A 15,261-nucleotide genomic window follows, 5' to 3' on the forward strand; every position below is an offset into this window, starting at 1 on the left:
CCCACCCAGCCCTTTTGTTTCCCTCGGGCTCCGCCCGGCCCCACGATCGCCGTGGTTGCCGCATGGAAACGACAACCACGGCGGCGTGGGTATTTCGCTCTCTCGTCGTCTTTCTTGGACTCTGCCTGGCTCTCGGCATGGGATTCGCGTTGGTTAGCTCTCAGGAGCAGTCGAACATATGGTCGGTTTTGGCTCGGCGTGCCCTCGGGTCACCCGGAGTACTCTCCTCCCAGGAGTGAGGTACCTAGGTACTATGAGCTCAGGAGGAAGCTATGACCATGCCCCACCCGGCCAAGCGGCAATCACCCCTGAAAGTCGACCCGGCAACCGATGAGCTGATCTCCCAGGGAGCCCACTTCCTCGGGATGACCAAGAAAGACCTGGTCGCCGTCGCCGTCCGTGTCTACCTGGACCAGCAGCGCGAACAAATCCGCCGCGGGATGATCGAGTCGATGAAGGTCCTGGACGGCTCGCTGTCTTCCAGCGTGTCCCTGCTGACCGGCCTGTCGCCCGAACGCATCGAGGAGCTCGGCGGCACTGGCGACTGGGAGGAATGACATCCCCATGCTCCGCGTCCGTCCCACATTGCGCGTCCTCCGCGAGGACCTGAAACTGTCCTTCCCCTCCGCTCAGATCCCATTGGACACGATCAGCCACCCTCTGCTGGACAAGGCCTCCGATCAGTTCGCCGATCCCGGCACCGCGCACGAGCGCATCCGTGCCATCGACGATGTGGTGCTGTTCAAGGTGAAGGTGCAGCGCTGGCGCGGAGCCGTATGGATCGATGATCCCGACGCCGAGGTCCCCACATGGCTGGTCGCCGCAGGTGTCCGCGAGGACGGCTCCGGCGATGACTTCTATGCCGCTCTGGGAGCCGCCGGAGAAGCGGCCCATGCCCGCTACAACAGTGAGCACAACCAAGCCCTGACCACCAGCACCTACAGCGGGCACCTCCTGCCCAGCCGTGCCGACCATGACCGCTACCTACTCGAAGCGGCCACCAGATTCGCCCTGCGCCTCAACTCCACCATCCGCGATCTCGCACGCGGTTCCCTGCACGACGGCCACGAACACGCCGCCGACTTCCCCGGCTTCCGGCTCGGCATCCAGATCCGCGCCGATGACGGCAACGAAACCTACGCGGCGATCCGCATCACCGGCTCGGCTCCGGCCAACCTGACCGCGATGATCCTGGGCCGGGTTCCCGGCTGCGAGGCGGACGGCTGGTTCCCCGAGTACGCGCTGCCCGAACGCGATCTCCTGCCCGCCGAACAGGTTTGGTCCAACATCATGGATCCCAAGGCCGCCGCCGAACTCCTCGAAGAAGCCTGACCCTCCAGGCACGACGAGCCTTCTGACCGAGCCTTCTGGCGTAGCAGCGCTGCGCGGCTGGCGTCAGCCCGGCAAGGTCAGACAGCCAGGAGGGCACATTTGTTAATGGCTCAGTGCTGTGACCATGTGCGCCAGTGCGGGAAGGCTGGCGCACATGGTGGGCGTCGCTGGGGCTGGGGTTTAGTCGTTGGCGTGTAGGGCGGCGTTTAGTTCGATGCCGGTGCCCTTGTGGGGGACGGCTTCGACGGTGCCGGTGGTGGAGTTGCGGCGGAGGAGGATGCCGGGCTGGCCGGAGAGGGTGCGGGCCTTGGTGATGGTGCCGTCGGGGAGGGTGACCTTGGTGCCGGCGGTGACGTACAGGCCGGCTTCTACCACGCAGTCGTCGCCCAGGGAGATGCCGACGCCGGCGTTGGCGCCGACCAGGCAGCGTTCGCCGATGGTGATGGTTTCCTTGCCGCCGCCGGAGAGGGTGCCCATGATCGAGGCGCCGCCGCCGATGTCGGAGCCGTTGCCGACGACGACGCCGGCCGAGATGCGGCCTTCGACCATGGAGGCGCCGAGGGTGCCGGCGTTGAAGTTGACGAAGCCCTCGTGCATGACCGTGGTGCCGGAGGCGAGGTGGGCGCCGAGGCGGACGCGGTCGGCGTCGGCGATGCGGACGCCGGTGGGCAGGACGTAGTCGACCATGCGCGGGAATTTGTCCACGCCGTAGACGGTGACGAGGCCGCGGGGGCGCAGGCGGAGCCGTACCGACTCGAAGTTCTCGACCGCGCAGGGGCCGTGGTTGGTCCAGACGACGTTGGCGAGCAGGCCGAAGAGGCCGTCCAGGTTGAGGCCGTGGGGGCGGATCAGGCGGGTGGACAGCAGGTGCAGGCGGAGGTACGCGTCGTGGGCGTCGGCGGGGGGCTCAGCGAGCTTGCCGATCCCGGTTCGTACGGCTACGACGTCCACGCCACGATCGGTGTCGGGGCCGATGAGCGTGGCCAGCTCGCCTGCCTCGTCGGGGGAGAGGCGCTGGGTGCCGATGGAAGGCGGCTCGCCCAGGGTGGGCGCGGGGAACCAGGTGTCCAGAACCGTGCCGTTGGCGGCGATCGTCGCCAGGCCTATGCCGTGCGCACCGGTGGTGCCGGGATCAATAGCTGTCACGGCGTCCAAAATACCGGGCGTGCCTGTTACCCGGGTGAGGGGAGGAATCGGGCGCGCCTGCTATTTGAGCGAATAGGGCGTGCCCGATTCCCGAGTTCATGGCGAGGGCGAGATCGTTGGGGTGACCTTCGTCCAGGCGATGTGTGCTTCGGCGATGTTGCCGCCGGGGGTGCCGGCCACCCAGTGCGTCAGGCCGGGTTTCTCGCCGCTGTCCTGGATGATCCAGGTGACGCCGGTGTCCTCCTCGTCGCGGAAGAGGCGGGCCAGTCCGGCGCTGTCCGTAATCACCTTCCACGTCGCTTCGGCTAGGGGCGCGGAGTGCACGCGTTCCCAGGTCGTCGAGCCCTTGCGCATCGTCCAGACGCCGCCACGCTGGATGGTCAGCATCAGGCGTCTGGCTCCGTTGCAGACTTTCGTGCCCAGGCTGACGCCTTGGCCGGTACGGGGATCCAGGGCGCTGTCGTTCACGACGCGGCCGTGGAACTCCACGGTGAAGTCGCAGAGGGCGATCAGCGGCGTGGTGGCCTTGACCGGGGTGGCGGTGGTGCTGCGCAGGTGGAGGCCGGTTTCGTCCTGGAGGGCTCCATGGTCGAGGGTCCAGGGGCCGGGGGCCAGATCGACGGGGAGGTCGTGGTCGAGGTCGAGGATCGCGACCTTGATGTTGATCTGGTTGTGTTCCCAGACGATGGCGAACTTGCCGGGGGCGAATTCGTCGCCGCTGGGGTAGACGTCCCAGCCTCTGGCCGCGCCCTTGGTCAGGCGGGGGCCGTCGGCGAAGAGCCTGCCTGGCTGCCAGGGCTCGCCTGGTTCGCGGACCTTGTAGTGGAGGACTTCGCGGTGCCGGTCGGGCTTGCTCTGAGCCGAACCGGCGAAAGGTCCGGCGAGCGTGTTGTATATCGCCAGATGTCGCCCGTCGGCGGCTCTCGCGTAGAAGGTTTTCACGTAGTAGTTGGGCAGATCGGGGTCGAGGGTCATGGGCGCCCAGGTGAGGCCGCCGTCAGTGCTGGTGGTGATGGCGGAGTAGGCGGTGTGGGTGCGGTAGTACTCGTCGCGCTTCTCCGGCGACGCAGTCCGTACCAGCGCGCGGGTGACCATGAGCAGAGTGTCACCATCCGCGATGATCTGGGGTTCCTCCACGCCGATCCCCTGCGGGGTCTCCGCGAGCGCGCCGGATGTCCAGGTGCGCAGGTCCGACGACCGCAGCACGCCCGCTTGCGACACCCGGGTCCCCTGCCGCCAGTACGGAATGAGCCACACGCCCTGGTGTTTCAGCGGCTTACCCGCCACGACCACACCCCGGTTATTACCAGGAACATCCACAGTTATCGGGAAATCTGACCATGTCTCACCACGGTCGGTGCTTCGTTTCATGGCCAATCGAGTCGGGAAGCCGTCCACGTCGATGCCGTCCCGGTCCTCCGCGATCGTGATCCGGCCGAGCAGGGCGTAGAGCACGCCGTCATCGTTGAGGAACACGCAATAGTGGAAACGATGGGTGGCCGTCGCCGGAGCGAGCGTGCCCTTCGTCCAGGTGCGTCCCCCGTCGTTCGACCGGGCGTACCGAATCGAACCCTGATCGGTCGCGGCCGGATCACGATCGTCTCGCAGGCCCGCCCGCCACGCCACCACCCAGCGGTCCGCGTCCAGCGTGACGATGTCCGGCACCCGGTTGCCCTCGTGCCGGAGTTCACCGGAACCATCCCGCTCGGCCGTCGAGTCCACAATGACCGGTTCGCTCACGTTCATGGGAACTCACCGAACCGTCACTCTGGCGCTCCCCGCAAGGAACTCCAGGTGAACTTAAAGGCCGTATTCCTCCAGCAGGCGCAGCCAGATCTCGCTGACCGTGGGGAACGTCGGGACAGCGTGCCAAAGATCGTCCAAGGTCACCTCGGCGGTGACGGCGATCGTCGCGGCATGCAGCAACTCCGCCGCCCCGGGCCCCACGAACGTGACCCCCAGCAGCACCCGCCGATCCTCGTCCACCACGGCCTTGGCCCGGCCCTTGTACCCATCTCCCAGCAGGTACGCCCCTTCCACCGCACCCAGGTCGTACTCCACGCTCCGGACGTTGAAGCCCTCCCGGCGCGCCCGCTCCTCGGTACGCCCGACCGCGCACACATTCGGATCGGTGAAGATGACCTGCGGAGCGCCGATTATGTCAGAACGGTCCCGCATCGACGGCAGATCCTCTTTGCCGCCGGTGGCCCGAGCCACGATCACATCCCCGCACAGCCGCGCCTGATATTTCCCCATATGGGTAAGGATGTTCCGCCCGTTCACATCCCCGACCGCATACAGCCAGCCATCCTCGACCGCCGTCGCCCGCATGCTGTCATCGACTGCCACCGGCCCTTCCTGCGCCAGCCCGATCGACCCGAGCCCCACATCGAAACTGGCCAGATTCCGCCCGGCGGCCACCAGGATCTCATCGGCGACGATCCGCGACCCGTCCGACAGATCGACCGTCACCTCGCCCCCCGGAACCGGCCGCGACACCTTCTGGATCGTCGTGTTGAACCGCACGTCGATCCCGTACTCGCGCAGGGACTCGGTGACCATCTCGCTCGCGAACGGCTCGACCCGTCCCAGCAGCCGGTCACCCCGGACCACCAGCGTCGTCTCCTTCGCCCCCAGGGCGTGCAGCGCCTGCGACATCTCGCACGCCACCACGCCGCCGCCCAGCACGACCAACCGCTCCGGCACGTCCTTGACGCCGGTCGCCTCCCGGTTCGTCCACGGCTGGGCGTTCGCCAGCCCCGGCACCGGCGGGATCGCCGCCGTGCTCCCCGTCGCCAGCACGACCGCGTGCCGCGCGGTGAGCAGCCGCTTCCCGCCGTCCCCGTCGGTGACCTCGACCTGGCGCGGCCCCGCCAGCCGCCCCTTGCCCCGGAACGGCGTGCCGTTGACCGACTCGATCCAGCGGATCTGGCCGGAATCGTCATACCCCGACACGGTCTCGTCCCGCCGGGCGAGCACCGCCGCCACATCGATCGGCCCGAGCTTCAGGCCCGGCATCCGGCCCGTCTCCGCGACCAGCTCCATCGGGCGCAGCAGCGCCTTGCTCGGCACGCAGGCCCAGTAGGCGCACTCACCCCCCGCCAGCTCCTGCTCCACGATGGCGGCCGTGAGCCCGCCGCGCGTCACCCGGCCCACCACGTTCTCGCCGGCCGGCCCGGCGCCGATCACGATCACGTCGAAGACGTCAGACATAGCTCCTCCAGATGCTCGCTTCCGACCGTACACGTTGGGTGATCGACTCCCTGCTAGATCCGATCTAGCGGTGTCTCTCGCGCCAGCAGGGTGACAGAGAGGGTCACCCATGATTCAACGAGAAACCGCCCCGGCCATCGAGACCTCCGGCCTGGTGAAAGTATTCGGCACCACCCGCGCCGTCGACGGCCTCGACCTCACCGTCCCCGCCGGCTCGGTCTACGGCGTGCTCGGCCCCAACGGCGCGGGCAAGACCACCGCCGTCAGAATGCTCGCCACCCTGCTCCGCCCCGACGCCGGCGAAGCCCGCGTCTTCGGCCTCGATGTGGTACGGCAAGCCGACGCCGTCCGCGGCCTGGTCAGCCTGACCGGGCAGTACGCCTCCGTCGATGAGGACATGACGGGCACCGAGAACCTCATCCTGCTCGCCCGCCTCCTCGGCTACCGCAAACCCCCCGCCCGCGCCCGCGCCGCCCAGCTCCTGGACGCCTTCGGCCTCACCGACGCCGCCGACCGCCAGGTCAAGAACTACTCCGGCGGCATGCGCCGCAGACTCGACATCGCCGCCAGCATCCTCAACACCCCCCGCCTGCTCTTCCTCGACGAACCCACCACCGGCCTCGACCCCCGCAGCCGCAACCAGGTCTGGGACATCATCCGCGCCGTCGTCGTCCAGGGCACCACCGTCCTGCTCACCACCCAATACCTGGACGAAGCCGACCACCTGGCCGCCCGGATCGCCGTCATCGACCACGGCCACGTCATCGCGGAAGGCACCCCGGGCGAACTCAAATCCTCCATCGGCGCGGGAACCGTCCACCTCCGCCTCCGCGACCCTGGCCAGCGCCAGGACGCCGAACGTGTGCTGGCTCGGGTTCTTAATGTTCCCGTGCAGTTGGACGCCGATCCTGTCGCGCTCACGGCACGCGTGATCGGTGACGGGACTGATCGGGAGCTCGACATGGGAGCCGCGGAACAGGCGTCCCGGGCCCTGTCCGAGCTCGCCGCGGCAGGGATCGTGGTCGACGACTTCTCCCTGGGCCAGCCCAGTCTGGACGAGGTGTTCCTCGCTCTCACTGATCGCTCTACCCCTGCGGATGCGGCCGCGTGATGGCTGGACGACAGCGCGGGGATATGGCTGAACGCCAGCAAGTGAATGCCGTCGAGCGCCTGCGGATCGGCGGAGCAGAGCGGCGGAATGCCGTCGAGCGCCTGCGGATCGGCGGAGCGGAGCGGCGGAATGCTGGCAAGCGCTTGCGAATCGGCGGGGCCGAGCGGCGGCGGATGGATGTCGTCGAGCGGCAGCGAGCGGGTGGGGCTGAGCGCCAGCGACCCAAAGGGCGGGTGGGTGGGAGAACCCCCCGAACGAATTTCTATAAGGAGAGCGCGGTATGAGTGCCACTACGGAGAATCTCGCTCCTGCTGTTCCCTATGTGCCGGCCGCCGAGACCATTGGGGCGGTCATGGCGCCGGGGGAGCGGCCGCCCCGGCCGAGTGCGTTGTCGGCGTCGATCACGTTCGGCTGGCGGGCGATGCTGAAGATCAAGCATGTGCCTGAGCAGCTGTTCGACGTGACCGCGTTCCCGATCATGATGACGCTGATGTTCACGTATCTGTTCGGCGGCGCGCTGGCGGGGTCCACGGGGGCATACCTGCAGTATCTGCTGCCAGGCATCATGGTGATGAGCGTGGTGATGACCACCATGTACACCGGCGTCGCGGTCAACACCGACATCGCGAAGGGCGTCTTCGACCGGTTCAGGACGTTGCCCATCTGGCGTCCGGCGGCCCTGGTCGGAAACCTGCTCGGCGACCTCCTCCGCTACGTCCTGGCTTCCACGACGATCATCATCGTCGGCCTGATCATGGGCTTCCGCCCTTCCGGCGGCATCCTCGGCGTGCTCGCCGGAGTTGCCCTCCTGGTCGTGTTCTCGTTCGCCTTCTCCTGGATCTGGACGATGTTCGGCCTGTTCCTGCGCAGCGAGAAGTCCGTCATGGGCGTGAGCATGCTGTTCCAGTTCCCGCTCACCTTCCTCAGCAACGTCTTCGTCGAGCCCACCACGATGCCCGGCTGGCTCCAGGCATTCGTCGACGTCAACCCCATCACCCACCTGGTCACAGCCGTACGCGCCCTGATGGCGGGCACCTGGGACACTGGCGAGATCACCTGGGTCCTGATCTCCTGCGTGGTCATGACCGCCATCTTCGGCACCCTCACCATGCGCCTTTACAACCGCAAATAGTCCAAAGGTGTCCACGATCTCAAAGAGCCAAGGTGTCCGTGATCATGATGATCGCGGACACCAAGGCCCGTTCTCATGAAGCCGCCGTCACAGCCGCCAGTCGATCTCACGTTCCGGCTGGTAGCGGCAGGTGGAGCCGGTGGAGACCGCCGAGCGGAGATGTCTGGCCAGTTCAGGATGGCGGTCGTCTAGTTTGCGTAAGGTGTCGCGGATGCGGGCGGTCACCGTCTTGCGGGCTCGTTCGGCCTCGTCGCCCAGGCGGCGATCCCGGCCTGCCAGCCCCGCGGCGGCCCGCAGTTCGGCCAGGAGGGCTTGACGCTCCTGATCGAAGGCGACGGCACGCCGGTCGTCGCCCAGTTCGGCGGCCCGGTCGATCTCGTCGTCCAGCTGGGTGAGCCGTCGCCGGAACTGGGCTTTGGCCTCCTCGTCGAGGACGGCGTCGCCACCGAAACGCCGGGCGGCCACCACGACCTCCCCGCCCTCCGGATCCAGCAGGCGCACGGCCGGAATGTCACCGCCAGGACTGCCAAGCAGATAGTGCAGATCGCGCAACCCTTTGGCGTCCGGCATATGAATGGTCAGCCCGCCGAAGCCCAGCGACCAGACTCCGCTCTCCATCCGGAACACCCCGCTCGGCTTCGGCGCCGGAGCCGCCGTGGCGTCGGCGTCGGCTTCGCGGCGCATCCGCCGGACCCGCTCGACCACGTGCCGCATGCCGATGGCCACGGCCTCCCGCTCCACCTCATCGATGAGTTCCTTCGCCACGGCCACATCCTCGCCGTCACCCCGGTCCACCAGCGTCGCCGCCAGCTGCATGCGCGCCTCGATCGACCACGGCCGCGCTTTCAACCGATCGGCGGACCGATAAGCGGCGGTGAACTCCTCGACCGCGTCCGCGAACCGTCCCTGGGCGGCGTCGATCCTGGCCAGCCACAGATCGATGGGCCCACTGATGTCGCATCCGTACAGCGAAACCAGCCACTGCCCCCGGTAGGGCGCGAGCTCTGCCCGCGTCCACGCGCACAACCGCGCATCGCCCGAGGCCACCGCGGCGTGCGCCAGAAATCGCAACCCGAGCGCCATGACATTCCGCGGATACGGATCCACACCCGGGACGATCTCCGGCAACAAGCCCAGTGCCGCGGACACGTCCCCCTGATTCAGGGCCGTGATCCCCTCCAGCAGCTCGGGATACGGATGCCCGTGCTCCACGAGCTTCGCGTGCACCTCGCCCAGCTCGTCGAAACGACCCTGCATCAGCAGAAAGGCCCAGCGCAAATGATTGACCATGAACGGGAAGAAGGAATCGCCCTCCTCCCCGGCCGCGTCGATGGCCTGCTCAAGGAAGGTCTCCGCCTCCTCGAACCGGCCCATCAGCGTGGTGATGATGCTCTGGTCGACGAACGCCGCGAACGTCAACCGGGGCATGCCGTCCCGCTCGGCGAACGTGGTCGAGGTGTCGTACTGCTCCAGATAGCTGGGATCGCCCTGCTCCAGCAGCGACACCCACCGCAACGACGCGGCGAAATGTTCCCCGTCGTGATCGCCCCTGCGGCGTGCCGTCTCGATCAGCTCGCCGGTGATCGCCGTCCGCTCCGCCGCGGTCCCCAGCCGCCAGATGGCGTCAAACCGCGAGCTCAGACTGAACGCCAGCGCCTCATCGTCCTGGTCGCGGCGAGCCAGCTCCGCCATATGCGCGGTGAGTTCTTCCGCCAGCGAGTCCAGCGAAGCCTGACCCGGGGGCCCAGGGTCGGCCACTCCCAGCATCCGGGCATGCGCCTCCCGGATGAGATCGGTGGTCATCTGCGGGTTCCGGCCGGTTCGCAACCCGGGCGCTTCAGACCGATACATGCTGAGCGCGACCCGCGTCAGAAGATCCGGCGCGTCCACCTCCCTGGCCAGCTCCACGGCGATGCGGAAAACCCGTCTGGCCTCTTCGGGCTCCCCGGAATGATCGAGCGCCTCGCCGAGATCAAGAGCGATCATCGCCCGGCTGCGGGGATCCAGCGCCGCCGACACGTCGAACGCCCGGCGCAGATGCCCCATGCCCTCCTCGGAGGCCAGCCGCCTTCCGGCATCCCGCTCGGCCGCCCGCAACGACTGCACCACCCGCGCCGGATCCAGCTCATCCCCGGCCAGGTAGGCGTGATGCGCCTGATCCGCCGGAAATATCCACTCGGTCAACGCGGCCGACTCATCAAGGGCATGGATCACCGCGGCATGCCGCCGCCGCGCCTGCGGACCTTCGATCGTCGCGTACAACGTCTCCCTGACCAGGTCGTGCGCGAACGAGAACCGCCCGTCCTCCCCCGCCACGACCAGCCGGGCGTTCACCGCCTGGTTCAGCAGCGAGCCCACCCGTCCGGGCGGCGTGCCCGACGTGGCCGCCAGCACCTCCCGATGGAACTCGCGCCCCAGCACGGACGCCGCGGTCAGCAACTCGACCAGCGGCGGCGGCAGCAACGACAGCCGCCGCTGCAGCGCATCCCTGACCCCCGGCGCGATCGCGCTCACCGATCCGCTGCTCCGCCACAGCCGAGCCGTCTGCTCGACGAAGAACGGATTACCGCCGGTCCTGCGGTGAACCTCGTCCACCAGCTCCGGCTCCGGCTCCCGCCCGGCGGTCCGGGCCATCAGCGTGCCCACCTCGTCGCGGGCAAGCCCGGTCAACGTCACCGTCGTCGCCTTGGCCACCAGCGGCATGATCAGCGTCTCCAGCGGATGCCCGCCCGACTCGACCTCCACATCCCGGTACGTCCCGACCAGCAGTAGCCGCTCGAACCAGGTGTGCTGAGCCGCGAACTCCAGCATGCGCAGCGACGCCGTGTCAGCCCAGTGCAGATCGTCGAGTACGACCACCACCGGCCGCCGCTGTGACACCGAGGCCAGGGCAGCGGTGACCGCGTCGTACAACTGGAAAGCCTCGGCCGACCCCGGCGCGGGCTGCTCGCCCAGCAGCACGGTCAGATTGCCCCCGGCCGCCGCCGCGGCCGCCTCCCACTCCTGCGGCGTCGCGCTCCGCCGCAGCCCTCGCACGACCTGCACCCAGGGCCAGAACCCGGGCGCCCCCTCCGAATGCCAGCACGACCCGCTGAGCACCAGCGCCCCCAGCCGCCTGGCTTCCTCCACCGCCCCCGTGACCAGCGTCGTCTTCCCGATCCCCGCCTCACCCGTGACCAGCACCAGGCCGCCGTGGCTGTCCGCGGCCCGTTCGATCTCGGACCGCAGCACTCCCGCCGGGTGGTCTCGCCCGATGAGCACAGCCGTCATGCCGTCCAGCCACCTCAGGTCCGGAAACGCGTACTCCGCACACGGTAGCGAGCCCGTATGACAAAACCAGAGGGCTCGGAGGCTGGTCACGCTCATACAGCACCGCGAGATCGGCGTCGCGCCCGCAACAACGTACCCACCGGACCGGAAAGCCCGGTACGTCCGGGGCGATCAGCTCGCCAACCGGACGCGCCGGGCCATACCCCGTCAGACGGGGGTGATGTTGTAGGTCGAGCCCTCCTTGGTCGAGAACTCGATCGTGTTGCCGCTGTCGTACGAGACCTGCTTGGTGCCCACCCGGATGATGCGCACCTTCTGGCCCCAGGGGTTCACCAGCTTGACGTCGCCGCCGGCCTCGCTGGTGATGTCCACATATGTCACTCGGCCGGCGCTGATCTCGCTGGAGATGACCAGGCCGCCCTTCTCCCGGAGCTTGACGAACGAGCCGTTCTTGCCCACTGGCCAGACCGGGAAGACCTTTACGGTGCCGTCGAAGCTCTGCACCAGCATGTTGTTGACGGCCTCGATGGTGCCGGCCTTCTCCAGGCCGTGGTTGCCGTCCGTGATGCGCAGGTTGCCCGCCATCCGGTTGTTGATCTGCGTCTTGAGCCGGTCGATCAGGGTCTGCGCGGGGTAGCCCACGCGGGCGGCCTGGAGGAAGATCTTGGGGAAGCTGTTCTCCTGGCCCCACGAGTTCATCGCGTCGATCGTGTCGATGGCGATCTGCCGGTCCGCTTCGGGCGAGGTGATGCCCATCTGCTCACCCGGGTGGATGAACTCCAGGTTGATGGTGTTGTCGCCGGGGCGGATGTCCCGCCCGTCGCTCACCGTGCCGGGGTCGGCCAGCGCGAACACGGTCTTGCCGTTGTGCACGATCGTCGGCGCCGGCGGCAGGTGCTTGAGGATCTGCTTCCAGACCGGGCGCTTCTCCTTGTCGGCCTTGAGCAGCTCGCTGGCCTCGATCGTCTTGGTCAGCAGGAGCTTGAGCATGCCGATGTCCGGGCTGGAGTTCTTCGCCCAGATGCCCTCATGCGGCCCCGAGTAGAGGTTGTACTGCTTCGCGGCCTTGTCCCACTCCAGGTAGTGCTCGAAGAACTCGGCCACTTCCTTCATGACGGGGTAGGCCGTCATGGCCAGGAACTCGCGATCCCGCGTGTAGTCCCAGTACGCGATGTGCTGCGTCACCGTGAAAAGCCCGTTGACGACCTGCTGGTGGTAGTTGTTGTCGCTGGTGGCGCCGAAGGGCGAGATGCCGACCGGGAACAGCACGCCGCCGGGCACGCCGCCGCTCGGGAAACGCGGGGTGATGTAGTCCGGTTTGACCCTGACCAGGTCCTCCTTCGCCCGCCGCCTGGCCTCGGGCAGGAAGTCCGCCACCAGGTCGTAGTACGGCAACGCCAGGTCGGCCCGGTTGCTGGAGTACACGCCGTAGTAGTTGGCCTGCCAGTTGTAGTTGAGGTGCATGTCGCCACCCCACTGCGGGAAGTCCGAGGTGGCCCAGATGCCGTACAGGCCGGACGCCGTCTTCCCCTCACGCAGCGAGGAACCGAGCAGGTAGAGCTGGCCGTAGTAGAACTTCTCCAGCACGTCGTCGTCGAGATCGACATACGACTTCAGCCAGTACTGCTTCCACCAGTCGAGATGCGCGTCGTAGAGCGCGTCGACGGTGGCGCCGGTCTGCGCGCCGGCCAGCGCCAGCGCGGCCGGGGCCGGGTCGGCCGGATTCTGGCCGCCGCCCGCGACACCGGTGACGATGTTCACGGTCTCACCCGCGGGCAGGTCGAACACGATCTGACCGGCCGGGCCGTTCGCGGTCGGCGAGCCGATCACCTGGCCGCCGATGACGCGGGTGGCGAGCGAGGCGCGGGTGGTCCAGCGCGGTGCCGCCAGGGTGGTACGGGTGGCCCACACGCTGTCGCCGGAGACCCCGGAGGTGCTGGTCAGGCCGCCGCGCGCGTCGACGGAACCGGTCGAGGTCCGCGCCTGCAACCGCACGGTGTGGCTGCCGAGCGAGCGGATCTGGGTGACCACGATGTTGTCGTCGGCGCCGGTCCACGTCTTCATCGAGACCGGCTGGCCGCCGATGGTCATCGAGGTCTCGACGTCGCCCTTGAGGATGTTCTGCTCCTCGAGGAAAGGGTCGGTGGGCTGGGTCGGGCCCTCGGTGTCGTACAGCTCGAACTGGCCGATCCTGGCGCGCGGGTTGTTGATCGAGTCCGGGGTGGTGGCCTGGGTCGGCTCGGCGAGGTGTAGTCGCAGGTACCGCGCGGTGACCGGGGCGAACGTCCGGTCGGTGGTCGGGAGGTTGTTGCCGGTGACGGTGTCGACCGTGGTGTAGTTCTGGCCGTCGGTGCTGACCGAGAGCGTCCAGTCCTTGCTGGTGTTGGCGCTCTCGTTCGGGCGGGCGGCCGCGTCGTGCTTGAGGATGTAGCGCTTGAAGGTCTTGGCCGAGCCGAGGTCCAGGTTGAGGGTCTGCGGCTTGCCGACGTTCGACACCCAGCCCTCGTAGCCCGCGCCCCAGTTGCCGTTGACCGCGCGGCTGGGCGGGAAGGAGGGGTGCGACGAGGAGGCCGTGGCCGTCGCCCCGATCGCCAGGTTGGCGGAGTTCTCCGCGCCGGTCGCGGGCGTGATCGTCACCGATCCGAGGGCGATCAGGGACGGCGACTGGGTGCCGATCCAGAAGTCGCCCTTGGAGATGTAGAACGTCTTGTAGCCGACGCCGCCGCCGGAGGTGACGCCGATGTCGCCGTTTCCGAGCAGCGCGGTGTCCGGCATGGTGCGCGTGATCGAGTTCGCGTATGCCGGGGTCGTCCAGCGGCCCTTGATCGCGCCGACGAGCTGCTGGACCTGCGCCCACTGCTGGTCGGCGGTGGGGGTCGCCGCCCTGGCCGGGGTGGCGGTCAGCAGCGAGCCGGTGAGTGCCGTCGCGAGAGCGGCGGCTAACACAATGCGTCGCGGTCTTCTCATGGTGGTGCCTTTCAGTACCTTTCGGTGACCGGAGTTGAGCTCGGCGTGTTGGGAAACGGGGCCGGGCAGCAGGTATCCGCCCACGTCGGAAGCGGGCCGCTGAGCTCGAAGGTGGGTGGCGGTCGCCCTGGCTGGATGTTCCGGGTTGTCCGTAATGGCCTTGGGATAACGTTATCCCGAAGGCTAGAGTGTTACCGCGAGGTTTCAAAGAGCGAGCTTGGCAACAGATTGGTCACGACGGGATCGGCTCGTTGGGGCGGGCTCTCGTTGATCAGCGGGTGCCGGATGCGAGAACGCCCGCCCACGATCTCTTCGGGGCGGCGTCGCCCTGTTATGCCACGCGGCGACCTACGTTCTGCGGGAATTGGCCGGTGACGTTACCGGGCGGACTGTAACGTGCCACCACGAAATAGGATGCGAATGGAAATATGCTGCCCGCGGGGCATTGAGCAACAGCAATCGCGAGTTTGGTGGTGCTCTTCCATACCACTTGAGTGAAATTACCTGTTGCTCCAGAAAAGCCCGGATTGTTGTAGTTGTAGCTGGATGCCTCGGACATCCAGGATTTGAAGGCGTCCGTGAGTGCGGCGGTGGCGCTGGTGGCGCCGTACGTCGCAAACAGGCTCTCGCCATAGCGGCCTGCGGTTCGTGGATGCTGGAACCGGCATCCACGCGCCCACTGGTCGGCGGCCGGATACAGCGCATCGCTCCATGCCAGTGGCCTGGCACCATACTTGGCCCGATTACTGTTCGCGCTAGCGAGGGTTTGGTCCTTCAGCCCCGGAGGCGGCTCCACCGAAGCCTGAGCGACAGCCGGCATGAGACCGACGGCGAGAAGGGCTGAGGTTGCAACGAAGCGCATACGTGTCATAACTATATGTTGTAGTATGACTACACAAAGTAATCAAGGATCTCGTGATCAAGGTACCTGCCGCACACCTCAGCCCGCTCATTAGAACTGAACCCGCACCAGGTCCAAGATCTCCACGTGGCGCTGATTTTCAAGAATCAAGTACGTGATCATGCCCTGATTCTTCGCCCGGCGTCGTCGGTGTCGCGGTGGGGAAGATGCCATGGCCTTACTCGTGGT

Annotated in this window: 10 protein-coding genes; 4 read left to right on the forward strand and 6 right to left on the reverse strand. The window is 67.5% G+C overall.

The genetic code is table 11. From position 1 onward, the window contains the following. Nucleotides 1–272: 272 nt before the first annotated feature. Nucleotides 273–557, forward strand: a complete 285-nt coding sequence (locus Amac_RS44295; protein WP_155360456.1) for a hypothetical protein — start codon at nucleotides 273–275, stop codon at nucleotides 555–557. A 7-nt stretch (nucleotides 558–564) separates the two neighbouring features. After that, entirely contained in the window at nucleotides 565–1,332 is a 768-nt protein-coding gene (locus Amac_RS44300) for a hypothetical protein (RefSeq protein WP_155360457.1), read from the forward strand. Nucleotides 1,333–1,512: 180 nt separating this feature from the next. On the opposite strand, the gene dapD is transcribed toward Amac_RS44300, so the two are convergent. The 3 genes from dapD to Amac_RS44315 form a co-directional block, all read right to left on the reverse strand. Next, nucleotides 1,513–2,478 (reverse strand): 2,3,4,5-tetrahydropyridine-2,6-dicarboxylate N-succinyltransferase, encoded by a 966-nt coding sequence (gene dapD / locus Amac_RS44305; RefSeq protein WP_155360458.1) that lies wholly within the window; start codon nucleotides 2,476–2,478, stop codon nucleotides 1,513–1,515. Between the two features lie 96 nt (nucleotides 2,479–2,574). Further along, entirely contained in the window at nucleotides 2,575–4,224 is a 1,650-nt protein-coding gene (locus Amac_RS44310) for a sialidase family protein (RefSeq protein WP_155360459.1), read from the reverse strand. Between the two features lie 54 nt (nucleotides 4,225–4,278). Beyond that, nucleotides 4,279–5,691: a dihydrolipoyl dehydrogenase family protein gene (locus Amac_RS44315; RefSeq protein ID WP_155360460.1), complete on the reverse strand. Its 1,413-nt coding sequence runs from the start codon at nucleotides 5,689–5,691 to the stop codon at nucleotides 4,279–4,281. Nucleotides 5,692–5,800: 109 nt separating this feature from the next. Here Amac_RS44315 and Amac_RS44320 point away from each other — a divergent pair, with 109 nt between their 5' ends. Both Amac_RS44320 and Amac_RS44325 read left to right on the forward strand, forming a co-directional pair. Then, nucleotides 5,801–6,802 (forward strand): ATP-binding cassette domain-containing protein, encoded by a 1,002-nt coding sequence (locus Amac_RS44320; RefSeq protein WP_155360461.1) that lies wholly within the window; start codon nucleotides 5,801–5,803, stop codon nucleotides 6,800–6,802. A 280-nt stretch (nucleotides 6,803–7,082) separates the two neighbouring features. Next, complete coding sequence (locus Amac_RS44325; RefSeq protein ID WP_155360462.1) at nucleotides 7,083–7,934, forward strand: ABC transporter permease; 852 nt, start codon at nucleotides 7,083–7,085, stop codon at nucleotides 7,932–7,934. An 87-nt stretch (nucleotides 7,935–8,021) separates the two neighbouring features. Here Amac_RS44325 and Amac_RS44330 read toward each other — a convergent pair whose 3' ends face one another. From Amac_RS44330 to Amac_RS44340, 3 genes are all read right to left on the reverse strand, one after another. Then, nucleotides 8,022–11,204 (reverse strand): ATP-binding protein, encoded by a 3,183-nt coding sequence (locus Amac_RS44330; RefSeq protein ID WP_155360463.1) that lies wholly within the window; start codon nucleotides 11,202–11,204, stop codon nucleotides 8,022–8,024. Nucleotides 11,205–11,411: 207 nt separating this feature from the next. Further along, entirely contained in the window at nucleotides 11,412–14,171 is a 2,760-nt protein-coding gene (locus Amac_RS44335) for a glycosyl hydrolase family 95 catalytic domain-containing protein (protein WP_155360464.1), read from the reverse strand. Nucleotides 14,172–14,502: 331 nt separating this feature from the next. After that, a complete protein-coding gene (locus Amac_RS44340; RefSeq protein WP_170322972.1) occupies nucleotides 14,503–15,033 on the reverse strand; it encodes a CAP family protein in 531 nt (176 codons plus the stop codon). Nucleotides 15,034–15,261 lie beyond the last annotated feature (228 nt).

Source organism: Acrocarpospora macrocephala (assembly GCF_009687865.1).
In the GTDB taxonomy this organism is placed as follows: Bacteria; Actinomycetota; Actinomycetes; order Streptosporangiales; family Streptosporangiaceae; genus Acrocarpospora; species Acrocarpospora macrocephala.

Bases quoted from the DNA above. Each gene is read 5' to 3' on its own strand.
- Amac_RS44320 (WP_155360461.1), top strand. From the start codon at position 5,801: ATGATTCAACGAGAAACCGCCCCGGCCATCGAGACCTCCGGCCTGGTG.
- Amac_RS44310 (WP_155360459.1), bottom strand. From the start codon at position 4,224: ATGAACGTGAGCGAACCGGTCATTGTGGACTCGACGGCCGAGCGGGAT.
- Amac_RS44340 (WP_170322972.1), bottom strand. From the start codon at position 15,033: ATGCGCTTCGTTGCAACCTCAGCCCTTCTCGCCGTCGGTCTCATGCCG.
- Amac_RS44315 (WP_155360460.1), bottom strand. From the start codon at position 5,691: ATGTCTGACGTCTTCGACGTGATCGTGATCGGCGCCGGGCCGGCCGGC.
- Amac_RS44295 (WP_155360456.1), top strand. From the start codon at position 273: ATGACCATGCCCCACCCGGCCAAGCGGCAATCACCCCTGAAAGTCGAC.
- Amac_RS44335 (WP_155360464.1), bottom strand. From the start codon at position 14,171: ATGAGAAGACCGCGACGCATTGTGTTAGCCGCCGCTCTCGCGACGGCA.
- Amac_RS44300 (WP_155360457.1), top strand. From the start codon at position 565: ATGCTCCGCGTCCGTCCCACATTGCGCGTCCTCCGCGAGGACCTGAAA.
- Amac_RS44330 (WP_155360463.1), bottom strand. From the start codon at position 11,204: ATGACGGCTGTGCTCATCGGGCGAGACCACCCGGCGGGAGTGCTGCGG.
- Amac_RS44325 (WP_155360462.1), top strand. From the start codon at position 7,083: ATGAGTGCCACTACGGAGAATCTCGCTCCTGCTGTTCCCTATGTGCCG.